14 protein-coding genes are annotated in these 17,550 nt (G+C 54.4%); 3 read left to right on the top strand and 11 right to left on the bottom strand.

What is annotated here, in order from left to right; translation table 11 throughout:
• Window positions 1–4: 4 nt before the first annotated feature.
• The 4 genes from dacB to tcmP all read right to left on the bottom strand — a co-directional run bounded on the left by dacB (window position 5) and on the right by tcmP (window position 4,848).
• On the bottom strand, window positions 5–1,399 hold the full coding sequence (gene dacB, locus B051_RS0113480; RefSeq protein WP_018478736.1) for a D-alanyl-D-alanine carboxypeptidase/D-alanyl-D-alanine endopeptidase: 1,395 nt from the start codon (window positions 1,397–1,399) through the stop codon (window positions 5–7).
• A 200-nt stretch (window positions 1,400–1,599) separates the two neighbouring features.
• A complete protein-coding gene (locus B051_RS0113475) occupies window positions 1,600–2,304 on the bottom strand; it encodes a hypothetical protein (protein ID WP_018478735.1) in 705 nt (234 codons plus the stop codon).
• Between the two features lie 99 nt (window positions 2,305–2,403).
• Window positions 2,404–2,982 (bottom strand): DUF1543 domain-containing protein, encoded by a 579-nt coding sequence (locus B051_RS0113470; protein WP_018478734.1) that lies wholly within the window; start codon window positions 2,980–2,982, stop codon window positions 2,404–2,406.
• Between the two features lie 741 nt (window positions 2,983–3,723).
• On the bottom strand, window positions 3,724–4,848 hold the full coding sequence (gene tcmP, locus B051_RS0113465; protein WP_157578859.1) for a three-Cys-motif partner protein TcmP: 1,125 nt from the start codon (window positions 4,846–4,848) through the stop codon (window positions 3,724–3,726).
• 173 nt (window positions 4,849–5,021) lie between these two features.
• On the opposite strand from tcmP, the gene B051_RS0113460 reads away from it, so the two are divergent.
• Window positions 5,022–5,450, top strand: coding sequence for a hypothetical protein (locus B051_RS0113460; RefSeq protein WP_018478732.1), 429 nt, complete (start codon window positions 5,022–5,024; stop codon window positions 5,448–5,450).
• A 197-nt stretch (window positions 5,451–5,647) separates the two neighbouring features.
• Here B051_RS0113460 and B051_RS0113455 read toward each other — a convergent pair whose 3' ends face one another.
• The 7 genes from B051_RS0113455 to B051_RS0113425 form a co-directional block, all read right to left on the bottom strand.
• The gene (locus tag B051_RS0113455) at window positions 5,648–5,860 is read right to left on the bottom strand and encodes a hypothetical protein (RefSeq protein WP_018478731.1); all 213 of its coding nucleotides are present in this window, start codon (window positions 5,858–5,860) and stop codon (window positions 5,648–5,650) included.
• A gap of 87 nt (window positions 5,861–5,947) precedes the next feature.
• A complete protein-coding gene (locus B051_RS0113450; RefSeq protein WP_018478730.1) occupies window positions 5,948–6,769 on the bottom strand; it encodes a DUF4097 family beta strand repeat-containing protein in 822 nt (273 codons plus the stop codon).
• Window positions 6,770–6,835: 66 nt separating this feature from the next.
• A complete protein-coding gene (locus B051_RS0113445; RefSeq protein ID WP_018478729.1) occupies window positions 6,836–7,702 on the bottom strand; it encodes a DUF4097 family beta strand repeat-containing protein in 867 nt (288 codons plus the stop codon).
• A 5-nt stretch (window positions 7,703–7,707) separates the two neighbouring features.
• A complete protein-coding gene (locus B051_RS22010; protein ID WP_018478728.1) occupies window positions 7,708–8,520 on the bottom strand; it encodes a HEAT repeat domain-containing protein in 813 nt (270 codons plus the stop codon).
• On the bottom strand, window positions 8,517–9,083 hold the full coding sequence (locus B051_RS0113435; RefSeq protein ID WP_018478727.1) for an RNA polymerase sigma factor: 567 nt from the start codon (window positions 9,081–9,083) through the stop codon (window positions 8,517–8,519). The genes B051_RS22010 and B051_RS0113435 overlap by 4 nt, the downstream gene beginning before the upstream one ends.
• A 172-nt stretch (window positions 9,084–9,255) precedes the next feature.
• Window positions 9,256–11,718 (bottom strand): outer membrane beta-barrel family protein, encoded by a 2,463-nt coding sequence (locus B051_RS0113430; protein WP_018478726.1) that lies wholly within the window; start codon window positions 11,716–11,718, stop codon window positions 9,256–9,258.
• Window positions 11,719–12,007: 289 nt separating this feature from the next.
• Window positions 12,008–14,434: an ABC transporter permease gene (locus B051_RS0113425; RefSeq protein WP_018478725.1), complete on the bottom strand. Its 2,427-nt coding sequence runs from the start codon at window positions 14,432–14,434 to the stop codon at window positions 12,008–12,010.
• 303 nt (window positions 14,435–14,737) lie between these two features.
• Here B051_RS0113425 and B051_RS0113420 point away from each other — a divergent pair, with 303 nt between their 5' ends.
• Both B051_RS0113420 and B051_RS0113415 read left to right on the top strand, forming a co-directional pair.
• On the top strand, window positions 14,738–16,096 hold the full coding sequence (locus tag B051_RS0113420; protein WP_018478724.1) for a sigma-54-dependent transcriptional regulator: 1,359 nt from the start codon (window positions 14,738–14,740) through the stop codon (window positions 16,094–16,096).
• Window positions 16,086–17,441 (top strand): sensor histidine kinase, encoded by a 1,356-nt coding sequence (locus B051_RS0113415; RefSeq protein WP_018478723.1) that lies wholly within the window; start codon window positions 16,086–16,088, stop codon window positions 17,439–17,441. The genes B051_RS0113420 and B051_RS0113415 overlap by 11 nt, the downstream gene beginning before the upstream one ends.
• The last annotated feature ends 109 nt before the right edge of the window (window positions 17,442–17,550 follow it).

Raw genomic sequence — 17,550 nt, 5'->3', positions numbered from 1 at the left:
AACGCTATTTCAGTTCATCCAGCACTTTATACATCTTCTGCACCAGCGCCGAGGCAGAGCCATTGTAGTTGTTGACCAGGAACGCGAACACATATTCGCGGCCGTCTTTCCCTTTGTGGTAGCCGCTGAAGCCCTTTGCTCCCCGTATGGTGCCACTCTTCATCTTCATGCTGTTGAATACCGGCACCGAGGCGTAGAAACCATCGAACCAATGCTGCTTGCGCGCGTGCTGCAGCAGGCGCACCTGCGCGTGCGTCGTGACCCTGTTCAGCGGCGAAAGCCCTGATCCATCCACCAGGCTCAGTTCTGTCTCGGGCACCCCCAGCTGCAGCCAGTGCTGGCGTAATTTCTCCAGCCCCTTGTCAGAATCGCTGCTGCCGTAGTTTTTGTAGGCGATTGTCTTGAGCAGTGCCTCTCCGTACAAGTTGATGCTCCTGCGGTTGAACCAGTACACCAGGCTATCGAGTGGCGGCGAGGTAATGGTATGGAACAAGGTATAGCTCTCCTGCGGGATTGGGCTATGCTGCAGGGTGGTCTGCTGAGGACCCTGTATACCTACCGACGCCAGTGTATCAGATAGCGTGCTGACAAATTGGTTAGCGGCCGATGGCAAGGCGCCTGATATCTTGAAGCTGCTTTCGTTCACAGGTATAGTTCCTCGGATGGCAGCCGTAGCCGCGCCCAATGGGAAGTAGATGAAGGCATTGTCGCCGGTGCCGGCCGCTGCTGACGTCAGCTCGGAGCGCAGTTCGTACCCGTAGAGTCGGGGCACCGTCTTCACGATGGCCACCCGGTCACCAAGCTGTTTGCCCGACTTCAGAAGGACGTCATACTGGTTCTCGCGCCAGTTGAGCTTGGCCGGGCCTGCCCCGTAATAGTTGGCAATGTCCTGCCACATCCAGCCATCCGGCACGGTCTCCTCGTTCCATCCCTCGTTGGCCACCACCACCTCACTGACAGACTTCACACCAGTGCGCTGCAAGGCTTCCGTGAGACCGCGGAGTACTGTACTTTCCTTTGTGAGGGGCCAGCGCCAGCTGCCCAGGGTGGGGTCGCCGCTCGGCAGTATCAGCAGCGCCGGCTGGGATTTTCCGTTGCGCAGCGCGAATTTCGTCTCATACCTGAAGTCCTTGCCCAACAGTTCATAAGCACTGATGCTGGTGATGATTTTCATGGTGGAAGCTGGCGCCAAGCCTACCCGGCCGTTTTTATCGAATACGACCCGCTCTGTCTTTGCATCCAGCACATACAGCGAGGAGATGGCGTTGCGCAGTTGTGGGTCTTCCTCAAATTTTTTGAAAGCGGCTGCCAGCTTATCCGGGACAGACTGAGACCAGGCGGCAGTATGCAACAACGCGCATACCAGCAATAGGGTGAATTTGGTGATATAGGGTTTCATGCCCTTAAAATAAGCACTTTCTCCCGGTTAATGGCAACACTGTTATCCTGACGTGGCTATACCTGTTACAAAATGCCCGAGTCACGGCTGCAATCTGAGAAACAAGCGTAGTAACTACATGAAAAAAGCCGGCCGCAGCCCCCATGGGAACTACGGCCGGCTTTGGCTATACCTGTCACAGGTTGCTATACCTGCTAGGGCTACCAGTTGCGGTCATCGCGGTCTCTGTTGCGCTCATTCTGGCGGTTTGGCCTGTTGTCCTGGTGGCCGTAACCGCGGTTGTTGTAGGCGCTGCGTTCGCGGTCTCTGTCGCGGTTGTTGTAGTCAGATGAGCCGTAGCCCGTATTTCGGAAGCTGTCGAAGCTGCGGTCATAGCCTCGGTTGTCCCTACCTTCGTTTCGGTAGCCGGAGCGGTCGCGGTTGTCGTCCATATAGCCTGTGCCCCGGTAGTCTCTGTCACGGTCCATGTTGCCGCTGTAGTTGTTACCGCCTGAGCGGCCGTAGTTCTGGCGGCTGTGGTCGTTGTGGTCGTAGTAGTTCCGGTCACCGCCCTGATGGCTCGGCCGCTGGTCGCCCGACAGCCCGTAGTTGGATGGCCCATAGGCGGAGCCGCCGCCATAGGTGCTGCCTCCTTCGCCATACCGTGTGCCTCCGCTGAAATCGCCATAGGCACGGGCATCAGAAGTCATCCTGTTGCGCTCATGGTGGCCAAAGTCTTCGTGCCGACGCTGGTTGTGGCTACGTCTGTTGTCGGGATGGTAGCGGCCATCGTCACTGTCATTTCTATCGTCGGGGTTGTAGCGGGAAAGGCTGTTAGTGTTGCCGGTGCGGGCGTTGCCATGCTGGTCAAAATCGGCGTAATGGTTTTTGCGCTGCTGATTGTTATTTTCAAAGTCTCTGTTCATAGCTTTCATGTTTAGATTTAAACCACTCCCACTTATAACGCAGCAAAGCTACTCATGTTCCCTTCTACCGCCAGGTACAACATCAGGCAAAGGTGTTTCTTATAACTTGTGCAGCTGGAAGTACCCCAGGCGCATCTCGTCCTCTTCGTTGCTTTCGCTGGGCTTGACCAGAAGGCTGTAATGCTGCTTCACGTCCTCGGGCAGAATATCCTTCACCTCGTGGAGTTCGTCTACATCCACCCCAAATTTGTCGTCCACGTGTGAGGTGGCTCCTTTGAATCCCGTGTGCTTGTAGAAGGCGGTCTGTTTGGCCTGCTGCACGGCTCCTGCCTGGTCGGTGGCCACGGCCAGCATCTTGTAGTGGAACTCGTCAAACTCGTTGGGCTTGTACCCGCCCAGGTTCAGGAAGAAGAGTTTTCCAGTGCTTTCTGTCGTTGCGCTTTCTTCCCTGGGCACTACGGCGATGCTGTACCCGTTTACCTGTGTCACTTCCCGCCAGGCGTCCACATGGATGTTGCCTTTCGCCTCTGGCCAGAAGGCCTTGATAGCTGGCACCAGGTCCTTCACCTGTTCGCCTATGCCGAAGAACATGTCGTGCTGCTCTGTGTTGCGGCCACTTGGCCTGCAGCCCAGCATGAGCATAAAGAGTTTAGGGTGTTGCATGGTTTGGTTTTGCATATGTATCTGTCTAGATTTTCAGGTACTGGTTCTGGCAATTTCCTCAAAGAATGCGCTGCCTTACACGACTCCTGACAGTCGTTATTGTCATTCCGACGGAAGGAGGAAACTTATAAACTACCGGCCGCGAATCCAGCGCCAGCGCAGATGCGGCTTTTTGTGAGTCCTTCTGTAACCAGCTCCCATTTTTCACCGCCCGGTCCCGCTGCGCTCGCACCGGCGGCAGTAATGTTAACAGATTCCTCCTTTCGCCGGAATGACAGAAAAAGGAAGGAAATAAAGGTAGAGACACAGGTATAGGTATAGGCAAAAGCCAAGCCCAACCACCCTTGGTCCGTCCTTATCCAAGGAGGGGAATTTGGAACGATTACATCCACCTGCCCCCTTCAAAGGGGGACTTTCTGCCATAGCTGCTCTTCAGGTATAGCCGTTGTAGTAGCTGTTACAGAACACTGGCAGGTATAGCCTTAACACCCCTCTGACTCCCCTCAAGGGGAGAGACTCCACCGCTGCTACGGAGCAGCGACAACAGCCAGGTGCACCACTTAGCGCTCCACTGTCCGAGCGTTCAGCGAGTTTGGAGCGTCTTGACTTTTTTGCCTACTTTTTGTGTCAAGACGAAAAGTAGGTGCCCGCCGCACAGGCGAAGCTATGAAATAACTCAACGGGCCCATCAGATGATGTTGCAGCAAGAGATACAGCAGCAATCGATGCATCGATAAGCTTACCCACCTTTACCTCCTATCTATACCCAATCAACGAAGTAAACGCTACTTTCCGCATAGGCTGCCGTGTGACCGGGTTAATGGCCTCTACCAGTCCCTGCTGCTTCAGCTGTGCGAACGCCTCCTGATAATTTCCCCGGATATAGTTTGTGCCGATGTTGTGGTGGCGGTATATACTGTCCAGCGGCAGGTTGTCATAATAGCTTCGCTTCGTGGCCAGGTCAGCCACCAGGTTCTTGATGGAGAAGCGGTACTGCTCCTGAAAAAGGGAGAGCTGATGCTTGATGTTAGCACCGAACAAAGGCACGCCGTCTTCCTGGTAATCGCTGTACATGAGCAGGAGCTCTTTCATTTTCATATAAGCGGCGTCCGTCTTCGAGACGAAAAACAGGTAGTGGCTCGTCTGGTTTTTCTTGGGAAGGCTTATCTTGAAACGGAAAGTCTTGTAGTCCTTCTCCCGAAATACTTCTTCAAAGGTATCCACCATGAAATCCTCGCGCTGGCCAGCATCCGGGTAGCGCTCACAGAACTCACGTATTCTAATCAGTTTCTCCTGCCCGAAAATATCCGCCACCAGGCTGTCGTCGGTTGCCCCCTGCACCGCCGCCCGCAGCCGGGCCGGCGTGAAAAGCATGAACAAATCCAACCCAAAACGGCGGATGGACTGCAGCAGCAGCTGCTGCGAGAACTCATACCCGAAAGGGTCCAGGTATAGCAGCGTGGGAGTGTCGTTGCCGAGCAGCTTGGCGAGCAGACTGAAGTTCGCCTCCTCGTGCAGGAACACGGGTTTGTGCACCAAATCAGCATAGTAAGGCAGCTGCTGCAGCTTGTCTTTCAGCTTAGTGGATACGGACTTCTTCTCGTCATTGAAAAAGGTACGCACGATTTTGTTCAGGTTGAACTTGTCGGTAGCCCCGAATATGCTGTTGAGAATCCGGATGGATGTGGCCGGCTTCCCGTCCTCGCTGCTGCCGTCGCCGGCGTACAGGTCAATGAAGGCCAGGGCAGGGTTGGACTTATAGCGCTGCCCCTGCAGCCAGGAGGCGCACCAGGCCCGGAAATACTCGTTCAGCAGCTCCGATTTGATGTCAGAGGTGCTCCGTTGCAGTATGAAGAAATCGTTTGTATCAGCAGTAGACATTTTTCGGCTCATTTGGCGGCACCTGCTCCACAGGCGCCACGCTTCCCTTTCCTACACAAAGTTAAGCCGTATTTTAAAGGGATGGCATTAAAATTTAAGCGTAATTTTGCAGCTAACTATCCGGGGCAAACGCAGGGGGCAAGAGCCAAGCCGGCTCCAAAACACAGCGAGACATGAAACTGACAGGCAACATACTGGACATCAAAAGCAAGCGGGAAGACCGCCACGCAGGTATAGCACTCTCCCTAGACAAAGTGGAGTACGTCACCTACAAGAAGGACGGCAAGTACTACCAACCTTTCAACCTGGTGGAGGACCTGGAGACGCCAATCGTCATTACAGGCAACTGCCTGGCCCGCAAGGCCGACAAGCACCTGCAGGAAGGCGAGTACGATTTTGTGGTGTACGACAAGGAGGGCGATGATTATGTGCTCAATGAGAACAAGCTGCTATCCGTGCTGCTGGTGTACGATGAAGAGGAGCAGCAGCACATCCTTTCCTCGGTGGAATATACTGTTGTCGTATCAAACGAGGAGTTCAAACAGCTCAAAACAGCAAGCCATAAGGACAGGATGAGCAACAAGGGCAAGAAGAAAAGATAGAGGTAAAGCATGCCTAGACACAGAAAGACCTGCCTTACGGTATACGTGAGGCAGGTCTTTCTTTTCATGCTTCGTACAAACATGGAAGCTAATTCCGAAAGCTTCTAAAAGCTTTAAATCGGGCTTGTCACCCGTCTGAACGATAACATTGTTATTGTACTTGTATATACGGGTCTAACTACTAGATGTTTAGGTTTTTAGCCCTGATTTTTGCCCCTGCCCAGGTATAGCGCATATGCAATCAGGCCGGCTCCTGCGGCAAACAAAACGTACTGCTGTTGCTTTACGGTCAATCCTTTGTAGATGTCCATCCCATACCTGCCTGGGTTCTTCACCACGTTCAGAATCTCGGATGGGTTGCTAATCAGGTGTTGCAGGGGGGAAGACGACTGGTCTGTATTCGTTCTCATATCTTTCTTTTTTTTGAGGTCTATTACGAGTACGGCTATACCTGCCCTTTGGATATCGGAAATTCGCGGCTCCTCCCTTCTACCAGTCTATTTCTTAGCCTTGCGGAGGTAGATGTTGCCATGCATGTTCTTCACCATGATTTCAGCGCCTCCTCCGTTCACTTTGCCGGTGATGAAATCGGCGGTACTCACCCGGTATACCCCGCCATCGGAGCGGCCTTCTGCCTTTGCCTGTGCCTTCCGGGTGTCCTGCGCCAACTCGAAATCAGTGTATATCTCTCCCATGTCTGAGTTGAGTTTCGCGCTGAACTTGGAATTGGCCGGCAACGTGATGTCCACATCACCGTTCAGTGTCGAGAACGCCATGGGCGATTTGTTGTCCCAACGCAGGAAGTTAGCCTTCACAGGACCGTTGGTCGTGTTGGCGACGGCGTTGCCCGACACATTCTCCAGCGTGATGCTGCCGTTCACATTGTCCAGCTCGAAGTTGCCGTTCACGTTGCGCACCACCAGGTTGCCGTGGTTGACGGTGCCCAGCTTGAGGCTGAAGTTCTGGGGCACCTGAATTTCCAGGTTCACAATCCGGTTCATGGCCTCGGAAGAAACCTCCACCATGTTGTTCTGCTCCTCCACAGTGATGCCCAGGCTGTTGTTCGCAATCCATTTCAAGCCGCCTGCCTCCTCTTTGCCTCTTGGCTTTGTATCGCTTTTGCCCAGGCTGGCCTTGATGACGATTTCTTTGGTATTGGAACCTATTACTGTGATGCTTCCCGAGATGAGGCTTGCTTCCAGAATGCCGGTTTCGTTGGGCTTGCTGAGGGGTACCCGTATTTCCTGGGTCGTGTTTTCCTGTGCAAAAGCTTGCAGGTTCAGGACCAGTAGTGTCAGAATAAAGATGCTGTGTTTCATGGATTGTGTATCGTTAAAATAGGTATAGCGGCTCACCTTGAAGTAACCTTTTCTGGTTGCGCCGGATTAGCTTTTCGCCTTGACTATCACCTTCCCGTTGAAGGTCTTCAAATCGAGGGTAGCGGCGCCCGTCCCGGTCTTGAAAGTGGAGGCTTTGCCAAGCTTGTAGGTGGTGGTTCCGTCGGAGGAGCTGACTTTCTCCACCTTAGGTGACAGTTGCTGCAAGTCTTCTAGGTCGGTATAGAAGTCGCCGTTGAAGGCGCTGAAGTGGATGGTGGCTGAAAGCGCCTTCTGGTAGAGGAGTTCCACATTACCATTCAGCGTCTCCAGCCTCGCCTGCTTTTTTGGGTTTTCGCGGTATGTAGCTACCACATTGCCATTGATGGTCTTGGCATCCACTTCGGCGGCGATGTTCTCCAGCAGGATGGGACCGTTGATGTTAGAGGCCTCGATGTAATCTGCCGTCACGTTCCGCACCTGGAGGTCGCCGTTGTTGATGGTGACCATAGACAGGTTGGTATGCTGCGGCACCTTGATGGTAAAGTTATGCGTGAAGCCATACTCCAGTTCCCGGTCAATGTTGACGCCGCGGTTGCCCTTGGCGTTGGTTCTGTGCGATTGGATGTAGGGCGCTTTCAGGTAGCTGATGATGCTGTCGCCGCTCACCTCAAACTCCAGGCTCAGCTCCTTGGCTTTCTCCAGCCCGTTCGCAGCTTTCGGCCGGATGATGCGCTCCACTTCAATCAGCACCTTGTCCCCGTTGTAGGACTCCACATGCACGAAGCCATCGATGTTCTCCACCATTAGCACGTTGGCCGGCGACTTGCGACTGAAGCTCAGCTCCCGCACAATTTTCTGGGTATGCTGCTGGGCAATCGCTCCTGAACAGGTCAGGAGAAATAGGAGCAGCACGAGTGATTTGAGGATTCCCATAGTTTTCAGATTAAGATGTTAATGCTTTCCTGTATTCTGTCTCTCACCATTTCGTTGGTGTTCTTGTCCTGCAGCAGCTGCCTAAGTTGCGGCACCGCGTTCTTTTCCTGTAGCGTCTGCATTAAGTCCGCCAGCGCCAGCTGCACCATCGGCGACTCCTGCCCGTTAATGGAGAGAATGAGCTGCTCGCGCACCTCGGGTTTAGCGGTGTGCTTCTTCAGCGCCTCGATGGCCGCCAGCCGCACGTTCACGTTCGGGTCCTGGTTGAGGGAGTGGAAGAGCGCGTCAATCACCTTCTCGTCGGCCTCGGGCAGTTCCCGCGAGATGTTCACCGCCTTCAGCCGGTCCACCGCAGCGGGTTGCTCTATCAGTGTGGTGAAAAGCATCTGCTTCACCTGGCCCAACTCGGCCGCCAACACCTGCACGTCAGTGTCATACTGCTGCTGACCGGGTACAAATGCCAGCCACGCCACCAGAAAGCCCAGCCCAAACACTATCAAGGTATAGGCGACCTTGAGAGGGCTGAGCAGCGCCTGCAGATGTTCCCACAGTCCTCCCCAGGTATACTGCGGCTTGTCCAGACCGGCCTGCTCTTTATGGGCCGCCGCCAGCATGTGCCTGAACTTCGCTTCCATACCTGGCCCCGGCTCAGGCGCCGGTAGCTGGTCAAAGGCGGCATAAGTCGCTTGCAGTGTCTGCAGCTCCTCTTCCCGTATCTGGCCGCTCTCCACCAGCGTCTGGAACTCCTGTAGCTGCGCCTCGTCCAGGTTTCCCTGCAGGTAGTCCAGCAGCATTTCCTGGTGTCTCTCGTCGTTCATATGTTGATGCTTTTCGCCTGTAACTTCATGAATACTTCTTTCAGGTCCTGTACCGCCCGGAACACCCGAACTTTCACGTTGGCTTCGGTGCAGTGGTGCAGCTCGGCGATGTCTTTGTACTTCACCCCCTGAAGCTTGCTGAGCAGCAGGAGCTCCTTCTTGTCAAGCGGGAGGTGGTCCAGCGCCTTTTCCATCAGTTGCAGCTGCTCCTCTTTCTGCCTCGCCTCCTCCGGCACCGACAGGTCGGGCAGCACGTCCTGCTTTTTGTCGATGTCGGTGCTGATGCCCGCCTTCTTCGTCTTTTTCAGGTGGTCAGCCAGCACATTGCGGGCCAGGTGGAACAGCCAGGTGATAAACTTGCCATCGCCCCGGTAGGTATGGCGGTACTTCAGCACGCGCTCAAACACATCCTGCACCAGGTCCTCGCTCAGCGCCTCGTCCCGCGTGATGCGGAAGTAGAAACCATACAGACTTCTGCCATACCGCTTGAAGAGCAGGCCCAGCCTGTCCAGTTCGCTAGACTTTACCTGGAGCATCAAAGCATTGTCGGTCAGTAGTTCCAAATGGTCAGAATGTTTGAGGTCTTCAAAAAGGGAAACTCCACTTTCAGTAAAAGTTACAGCTTTTCGTCACTTATTTTTTCAGATTGGGGTCAGAATCGGTGCCGCCCTAAAAAGTAAATGGGGCTCAAAAAGCCCCATCCTACTCACCTTAAACAAACATTCTAAATCTTTATCAATTACCCGTGCGGTTGAGCTCCTCCAGGTTGTTGCGCTTGCGCTCTTCCAGTTTCTCGCCTCGGCTGAACTTGTAGCGCAGCGTAAACCCGATGTTCTGCTGCCGGAAGTACTGGTCCCAATCGCTGACGTTGCCCTCGCCCACGTTGGCGGAGATGATGAGGTGCTGCGTATGGAAAATGTCATTGGCGTTCACCGTCAAATCCAGCTTATCATCCAGGAAGCTTTTCTTCAAGCCCAGATTCACCCACCAGCGTGGGTCCACGTTGTAGAGTCCGTAGGCCGCCGGCCCCTGGTAGGTGCCGTTCACTTCCAGCTTCAGTTTGAGCGGCAGCAGGATGTTGTGATTAGTTTGAAGCATGTACGACACCTGGTCATTCATCACTGACTGCGAGTTGACCACCACGTTGTACTCGGTATAGGAAACCAACAACGTGTTGTTGGAGTCCCAGTTCTTCATGAACCGCACCGGCACAATAGCCGTCGCACTCAGGTTCTGGGATTTGTCCACGTTGCCGATGTAGTAGATGGTCGTGGCCGTCTCAGGTATGACGGCCGGCAGTTCGGCAATCACGTCCTGGTTCAGCTGGTAGTTGAGCGCCAGGCTGTAGTGTTTCTTGAAAGTCTGGGTGACGCCGATGGCATGCGTGTACTGCGGCCGCAGGTAGGGGTTGCCCTGCCAATAGGTATAGGGGTCGCGGTAAGCGAAAAAGGGGTTCAGCATACCGTAGTTGGGGCGCTGCAACCGGCGGCTGTAGCTGTAGTTTATCTCGTAGTCTTTGCTCACCGTCTGCTTCAGGAAAAGGCTCGGGAAGAGGTCGAGGTAGTCGCGTTTGGTCACCTGACCTGTCGTCAGCGACTCCCCCCGTGACTGCGTCTGCTCCGCGCGTAGGCCGGCCTGCACGCTGAATCGCTCGCTGAGTTTGCTGCTCCAGTTGGCATAGGCGGCGTAGATGTTCTCGTCATACACAAAGTGGTTGGTGCGGCTCAGATCCAGCACCGGCACCTCGCTGTTGTTGAAGAAGAAACGGGAGTCGTTGTCTGATTGCACCCGACTGGCTTTGGCTCCTAGTTCAAACTTGCGGCCTCCGGAGAACATCTTGGTGAAGTCTATCTTAGCAGCGTAAATATCGAATTCGTTCGGGGTGCTGGTGTAGAGGAAATCCCGGATAACAGGCCCGTCCACCTGCAGCGAATCGTAGTAATTATAGAAATTGGCCTCCCCTTCGTTCGTAATCCGAACGTAGTCCACATCGGCCGTCAGCTGGGTGCCTAAGGTATCGAACTTGCCCAGGTAGTGCAGGTTAGCGGTTCTGTTGGTGAAAGTGTTGGTGTTGAAGTTGTCCGCATCCACAAACAAGCTGGGCTGGCCAGGCGAATTGCCGATGTAGGTTTCCGTCAGGAAGTCCGCTTTCAGGTCGTTGGTGGCGTAGTAGCCCATGAAGCCGATGCTGTGCTTGTCGTTCAGGCTGTAGTCGGTGCCCAGGCGAACGGCCGGCGGTCCCTGCACTTCATAATTACCATCGGCTACCTGGTCGAAATACGTACTGCGCTGCTCGCCCTGGAACACCCGGTAAAAGGTCGCATCACGGCCTCCCGCACGGCGTGCCAGGTCCAGGGTCAGGAAAGAATTCCAGGGGCCTTTCTTATAATTTATGGTGCCGCCTGTGCTGAAACCGAACTGCTTGCCGTTATAGTTAGAGCCAGCGTACACGCTGCCGCTCATGCCGCCCATCTCGTTTTTCTTCAGGTTGATGTTTAGGATACCGGAGGAGCCTTCGGCATCGTACTTGGCGGAGGGGTTGGTAATGATTTCGATGTTGCGGATGTTCTCTGCGGACATGCCCTCCAGCATGGTGCGGAGGTCGCGGGCCGAGAGGTAGGTGAGCCGGCCATCCAGCATGATGGTCACTCCCTGCCTGCCGTTGAGTTGGATGTTGCCTTCCTGGTCAATGAATACACCTGGGGCAGTGGCCAGCACATCGTAGGCTGTCCGGCCAGCGGCAAGCGCCGTGCCCTCAATGCTCACCACCATGCGGTCGGCCTCCTGTGTGATGGTGGGCCGCAGCGCCTCCACTTTCACCTCTTTCAATTGGGTAGTGGCGGGGCTCAGTCGTACCGTTCCGACTTTCGCCTCCGGTTGGGCATCCGTGATGGCTACTTGGCGCACCGTTTTCCGGGTGTAGCCCAGGAAACTGATAGCCAGCTCGTACTCCCCTTGTGCTATACCTTGGAAGCTGAACCGGCCGGCCTTATCGGTCAGGGTACCGCCCACGGCCTGCGCGGTGCCTTTTTGCAGTAATGCGACTGTCGCGTATTCGATTGGTTTACCGGTGACAGAGTCGGCCAGCACACCCTGAATGGTGCCGCTCCCTTTTGGTGCCTCCTGCGCCCAAACGCTAAGCGAAAGGCTGAGAAAAAGGCATAGTTGTCCCAGCAAAAAAGGTAGTCTTTTTTTCATAGTGGAGGACTTATAAAGTATAAATGATTGGCTTGACTGTTTCTGCTATAGCCTAAAGACACACCTACAAACGCAAGGTTGCATCTCCACCCAGAATAATATTTTGCTGCGAGGCCCACACTTGTTTGAAAAAGACCCGCCCACTTGGATTAGTTGCGACTGGCAGGAGCTGCTCCCGCACGCAAAGAGGTAAACTTCGGATTTGGGAAAGGTTACAGAAAACCCGGAGGGAAATTTTTCCGCTGCCCTTCCCAAACCCATGTATTCTTTCAAGGTCAACCATGGTCTGCTAGTCGAACCTGAGATTGGAAATAGGATTGGCCGATGCTGCTTTGATGGCTTGGTAGCTGATGGTGATAAAGGCCACGGCCGCCGCGACTATACCTGCCATCAGAAACACCCACAATGGCACCTCAATGCGGTAGGCAAAGTCCTGCAGCCACTGGTGCATGGCGTACCAGGCCAGTGGGAAGGCGATGAGCGCTGCCACCACCACCAGCACCAGGAATTCCTTGGAGAGCAGCGCCACGATAGAGGCATTCTCAGCACCCAGCACCTTGCGTATACCTATCTCCTTTTTCCGGCGCTCCGCAGCATAGGCTGCCAGACCAAAAAGACCAAGACAAGCTACGAAGATGGCTATACCTGTGAATATCCAAAGCAGTGTTTTGAGTTTGTCCTCGGCCTTGTACATCTTGGCAAAATTATCATCCATGAAAATGTACTCAATCGGGTAGTCCGGTGCGAACTTGTCCCATACCTCTTTTACATGTTGTATCGTGCCCTGGATGTCTTGCCCGTCCAGCTTCACCGCCACTTTGACGCTAGCATCCGGGAATATCTGGAGCACCGTCGGGTTGACTTTGTCATAGAGGCTGTTGACGTGAAAATCCTTCACCACGCCGATTATCTTTCCTTCTTTCAGAGAATCCGGATTGGTGTCGCTCCATACATTCCAGCGCAGGGTCTGCCCAAGCGCCTTCTCGGGCGTGCCGAAGCCTAGTTCTCGCACGGCCGTCTCGTTTATCATGAAGGCATGGTCGGCATCCGTGCTATACTTCCTCGAAAAGCCCCTACCCGCCAGCACCTTCACATCCAATGTTTGGATGTAGTCAAAGTCCACCATCAGCTGCGTGACCGAATGGTCCACCTGCTCCCCGTTCTGGATGGTCTTGATGCCGTCACCCGCCGTGGCGTCGCCCGGAAAGCCATACCCGATGGACACGTTCTTAACGCCGGGTGCTTTGCGCAATTCATTCTTGAACGTCTCGTGGTTCTCAAACATGTTATCGCCCCGCATCTGGAAAAACATGATTTGCTCCCGATCAAAGCCCAGGTCTTTGTTATGCAGGTAAGACACCTGTTTGTACACCACGAAGGCACATATTATCAGGAAAATGGAGAGGGAAAACTGCACCACAATCAGTCCGTGACGCAGCCATTGGATGCGGCCCACTTTGCTGTCAACCACCACCGCGCTCTTGAGCACTTTCACCGGCTGGAAACCAGACAGCACCAGGGCCGGATAGAAACCCGCCAGTATACCTACCACCAGCGTGAGTAGCAACAGCAGCAGCAACAGGGAGGGTTCGGTGAAGACCTGGAAGGTCATTTCCTTGCCTGTGAAGGCGTTCAATGACGGTAAAATGAGGGAGGTGAGGGCGGCCGCGAAGATGACGCTGATGAGGGTCAGCAGCATGGTCTCGCCAATGAACTGCAGCACCAACTGGCTTCGGCTGGCCCCTATCGCCTTGCGCACGCCCACCTCTTTGCCACGCTGCATGGACTTGGCCGTGGCCAGGTTCACGAAGTTAAAGCAGGCGATGAGCAGGATGAATACTGCGATGATGCTGAGTGCCCGCACATAGGTGATGTTTCCCGCATGGAACAGGTTGTACTTGAAGCTAGCCGAATGCAGGTATACCTCCTCCAGCGGCTGAAAGACCGGCACATACTCCAGAGGTTTGTTGTTGTCCGGGTCAATCTGCTTTCGGACGATGCCGCTAAACTTGGACTGCACGAAATCAGGATTGGCGCTTTCTCTCAATTTAACATAAGTATAAAACTGCTGCCAACCCCACTTCTTCATACGTTCGGGAGGCAATTGGGCGGCCTCCATGGGCAGAATGAAGTTTACGGGCATGTGGAATTTCTCTTCGGTGCTGAAAACGCCCCTGACGATGAAAGGCTCTTTGTTTACGGCCACCTTCTGGCCCACCGGGTCCTTGTCACCGAACACACGCGCTGCAAACTCGTCTGACACCACGATGGACGAGGGGTCGGCCAGGGCCTTCTCAGGGGAACCATACTTAAATGGCAGCGGAAAGACGTCAAAGAAGGTCGGGTCCACGAAGAAGCGTCCCTTTTCATAAATCCGCTTCTCCCCTGCCTCCACCAGGTTGTTGGCATCGAACTGGAGCATCAAAATGCGGGCAACTGACTCCACTTCCGGAAAGTTCTGCTCCAGCGTAGTGGCATACATGGGCGGCACAGGAAGTATGATTCCAGCTGCCTCGGAGGCTGTCATGTCGTTGTAGACGCGGTATACCTGCTCCCCTTCCGGCAGAAACTTGTCGTACTTCAGCTCATCAACCACAAACAGCCCGATGAGGAGACAAGCCGTCAGCCCCAGCGCCAGCCCCGCGATGTTGATGAAGGTGAATCCCTTGTGCCTGAACAGGTTCCGGTAAGCGGTTTTGAAGTAGTTTCTGAACATATGACTGAATTTAAGGATTACGCGCTGATTCTGTATACCTGCAGGGCGTATAGCGTCTGTACATAATAAAACAAACAAAGGCCCCGCCGCTGCACAGAACTGTACAGAGCAAGTGCCAGAAATGTATGTTATTGAAAATAAACAACTTATCACAAAAAACCAGAACAGCGATGTGCATTATCGCGCAGGAGGTGTGCGAATTCGCACGCTCCGTGCTGCTGCTTTATGCCTTTCTAGCTCGCATTCAGCCTGTTGTATTAATGGCATAATTGTAGTTTCTTTCGGTATTATATACATAGATTCATGCAGCTCAAGAAAGCCTCTATACTGGTAGTGGACGATGACACAGATGTGCTGACGGCGGTGCGCCTGCTGTTGCGCACACAGGTGAAGGAAATCGTGACGGAGAAGAACCCCGAAAACATCCCGGTACTGCTCCGCCAGCAGGCCTTCGATGTCATCCTGCTGGACATGAACTTCAAGAGTGCCCTCAACACCGGCAACGAAGGGCTGTACTGGCTCCAGAAGATAAAAGAGCTCAAGTCGGACGCGGCGGTCATTATGATAACGGCCTATGGCGCCATTGATTTGGCCATCCGCTCGCTTAAGGAAGGTGCCTTTGATTTTGTGGTGAAGCCCTGGCACAACGAAAAGCTGCTGACCACCATCACCGACGCCATCAGCAAGAAAGACAATGGCCACAAAGCGGCCTCGGTGGGTGCCAAGGCGCCTGTAGCAGGCACCGAGCTCATTGGTGACTCTCCGGCCATGCAGGACATCCTGCTCAAAATAAAGAAGATTGCCCCCACCGATGCCAACATCCTGATATTGGGAGAAAACGGCACAGGCAAGGAGCTCGTGGCGAAGGCCATACACGAGCAGTCGCTGCGGGCAGGCAAGCCTTTCATCAAAGTAGACGTAGGCGCCCTCACCGAGTCGCTGTTCGAGAGTGAGCTGTTCGGGCACAAGAAAGGCGCCTTCACCGATGCCCGTGAAGACCGGGCCGGGCGCTTTGAAGCAGCTAACGGCGGTACCATTTTCCTGGATGAGATAGGTAACATCTCGCTGCAGCAGCAGTCCAAGCTGCTCAGCGTGCTGCAGAACCGGCAGGTGATTCGCGTGGGGGCCAACGAGCCGGTGGACATAGACGTGCGCCTGCTCTGCGCTACCAATGTGCCGCTGCAGGAGCTCGCCAACGAGAGCCGTTTCCGCAAGGACTTGATTTACCGCATCAACACAGTTGAAATCACCATACCACCGCTCCGCAAACGCGGCCACGACGTGATTCTGCTGGCAGACCATTTCATGCAGGTATACGCCCACAAGTACATGAAGCCGGTTCCGGGGCTGAGCAAATCGGCCAAGGAAAAACTCCTGCACTACCACTTCCCGGGTAACGTGCGCGAGTTGCAGTACGCCATCGAGCGCGCCGTGATTATGGCGGATGGAGAGGTGCTGGAAGCGGCGGATATGCTTTTTTCCCCTATTGAGTCGGCGCCCGTCGAGGTGGATGCTGCGCAGGAAAGCAACCTGGAGGAATTGGAGAAAGTGACCATCAACCGGGTGCTCCAGCTGCACAGCGGCAACCTGACCAAGGCAGCCCGCGAGCTGGGAATTACACGCACCGCTTTGTACCGACGCATGAACAAGTATGGGCTCTAAGGACTTTGAGTGGCGGCTGGTGGCGCGGGTGGTGCTCCTGCTTGTAAGCTTGAGTATACCGGCCGTTGTGATTGTGAACGGCTGGGCCGAGGCGCTGGTGTTCTGGCTGCCGCTGGTCATCTTTCAGGTCCTGGATTTTATCCGATTCGTGCGGCAGGCGCAGGACGAACTCAACCAGTTCATCGAGTCGGTCCATTACCGCGACTTCTCCCGGCATTTCAACGAGCAGCATGCCTATACCCAGCTGAAATCGCTGCGCAAAGGCTTCAACGAAATCAACTCCACTTTCAAGACTATCACGAAGGAAAAGGAAACCCAGTACCACAACCTGCAAAAGGTGATGGAGTTGGTGGACACCGGGATTCTGTCGTACGACATGGCGACCGGAGAAGTGGTGATGATGAACGAATCGCTGAAGCACCTGCTGCACGTGCCTTTCATGAAGACAGTGCACTACCTGGCCAAGCGCGACCAGGAGTTGTACGAGGAGGTGCTGGCGCTGGAGCCAGGCCATACCAAAATAGCGACGGCCCAAACGGCGCACTTTGAGAAGAGTGCCATCAAGGTATTGCTGTCGGCTACGGCCTTTCAGAGTGAGGGGAACCGGTATAAGCTGGTATCTTTCCAAAACGTGAACGAGGCCCTGGACGAGACGGAATCAAAAGCCTGGCAGAAGCTGCTGAACGTGATGACGCACGAAATCATGAACTCCGTGGCGCCCATCTCCTCGCTGGCCGATACGCTGAAGACCCGCCTGCATGAGACGGCCGTGACCGGCGTAACGGCAGACGACATCGAGGACCTGGAGGTAGGCGTGAGCACCATCAAACGCCGGAGCGAAGGCCTGCTACGCTTTGCCGAGACTTACCGCAACCTCAGCAAAATAACGAAGCTGAACCTGGACACGGTATACGTGAAAGAGCTGTTCACGAACCTGCACCGGCTCATGCAGCCTACTCTGGCCCAGAAAGGCATTGCGCTGGACATCAGCCTACCGGAGCAGGAACTGTCGCTACGGGTGGACCCTACCCTGCTGGACCAAGTGCTGATAAACCTGCTGGTCAATGCCATGGAAGCAGTGAAAGAACAGCCCGAGTCCCGCATCACCCTCTCCGCCTATACCTCCACCGACAACAAAACAGTCATCCGGATTGCCGACAATGGCATAGGCATGTCTAAGGAGGTGCAGGAGAAAATCTTCATCCCTTTTTTCAGCACCCGCAAGCAAGGCAGCGGCATCGGTCTGAGCCTGTGCAAGCAGATTGTGCTGCTCCACCGCGGCACCATACAGGTACAGTCGGCGGAAGGCGAGGGTACGGCTTTTGTGCTGCGGTTTGGGGCTTAATCGGTTCTTATACCTGATGAAGATTTATGAAGTCCTAAGTATAGCTGCAGATTGAAAGATACAGGGACAGGCTGTTGCTTTTCTGTAAATATAGCTTTAACCTTATACT

The sequence above is a fragment of the Pontibacter roseus DSM 17521 genome, from assembly GCF_000373265.1.
In the GTDB taxonomy this organism is placed as follows: Bacteria; Bacteroidota; Bacteroidia; order Cytophagales; family Hymenobacteraceae; genus Pontibacter; species Pontibacter roseus.
This window is presented reverse-complemented; position numbering and strand designations above follow the sequence as displayed.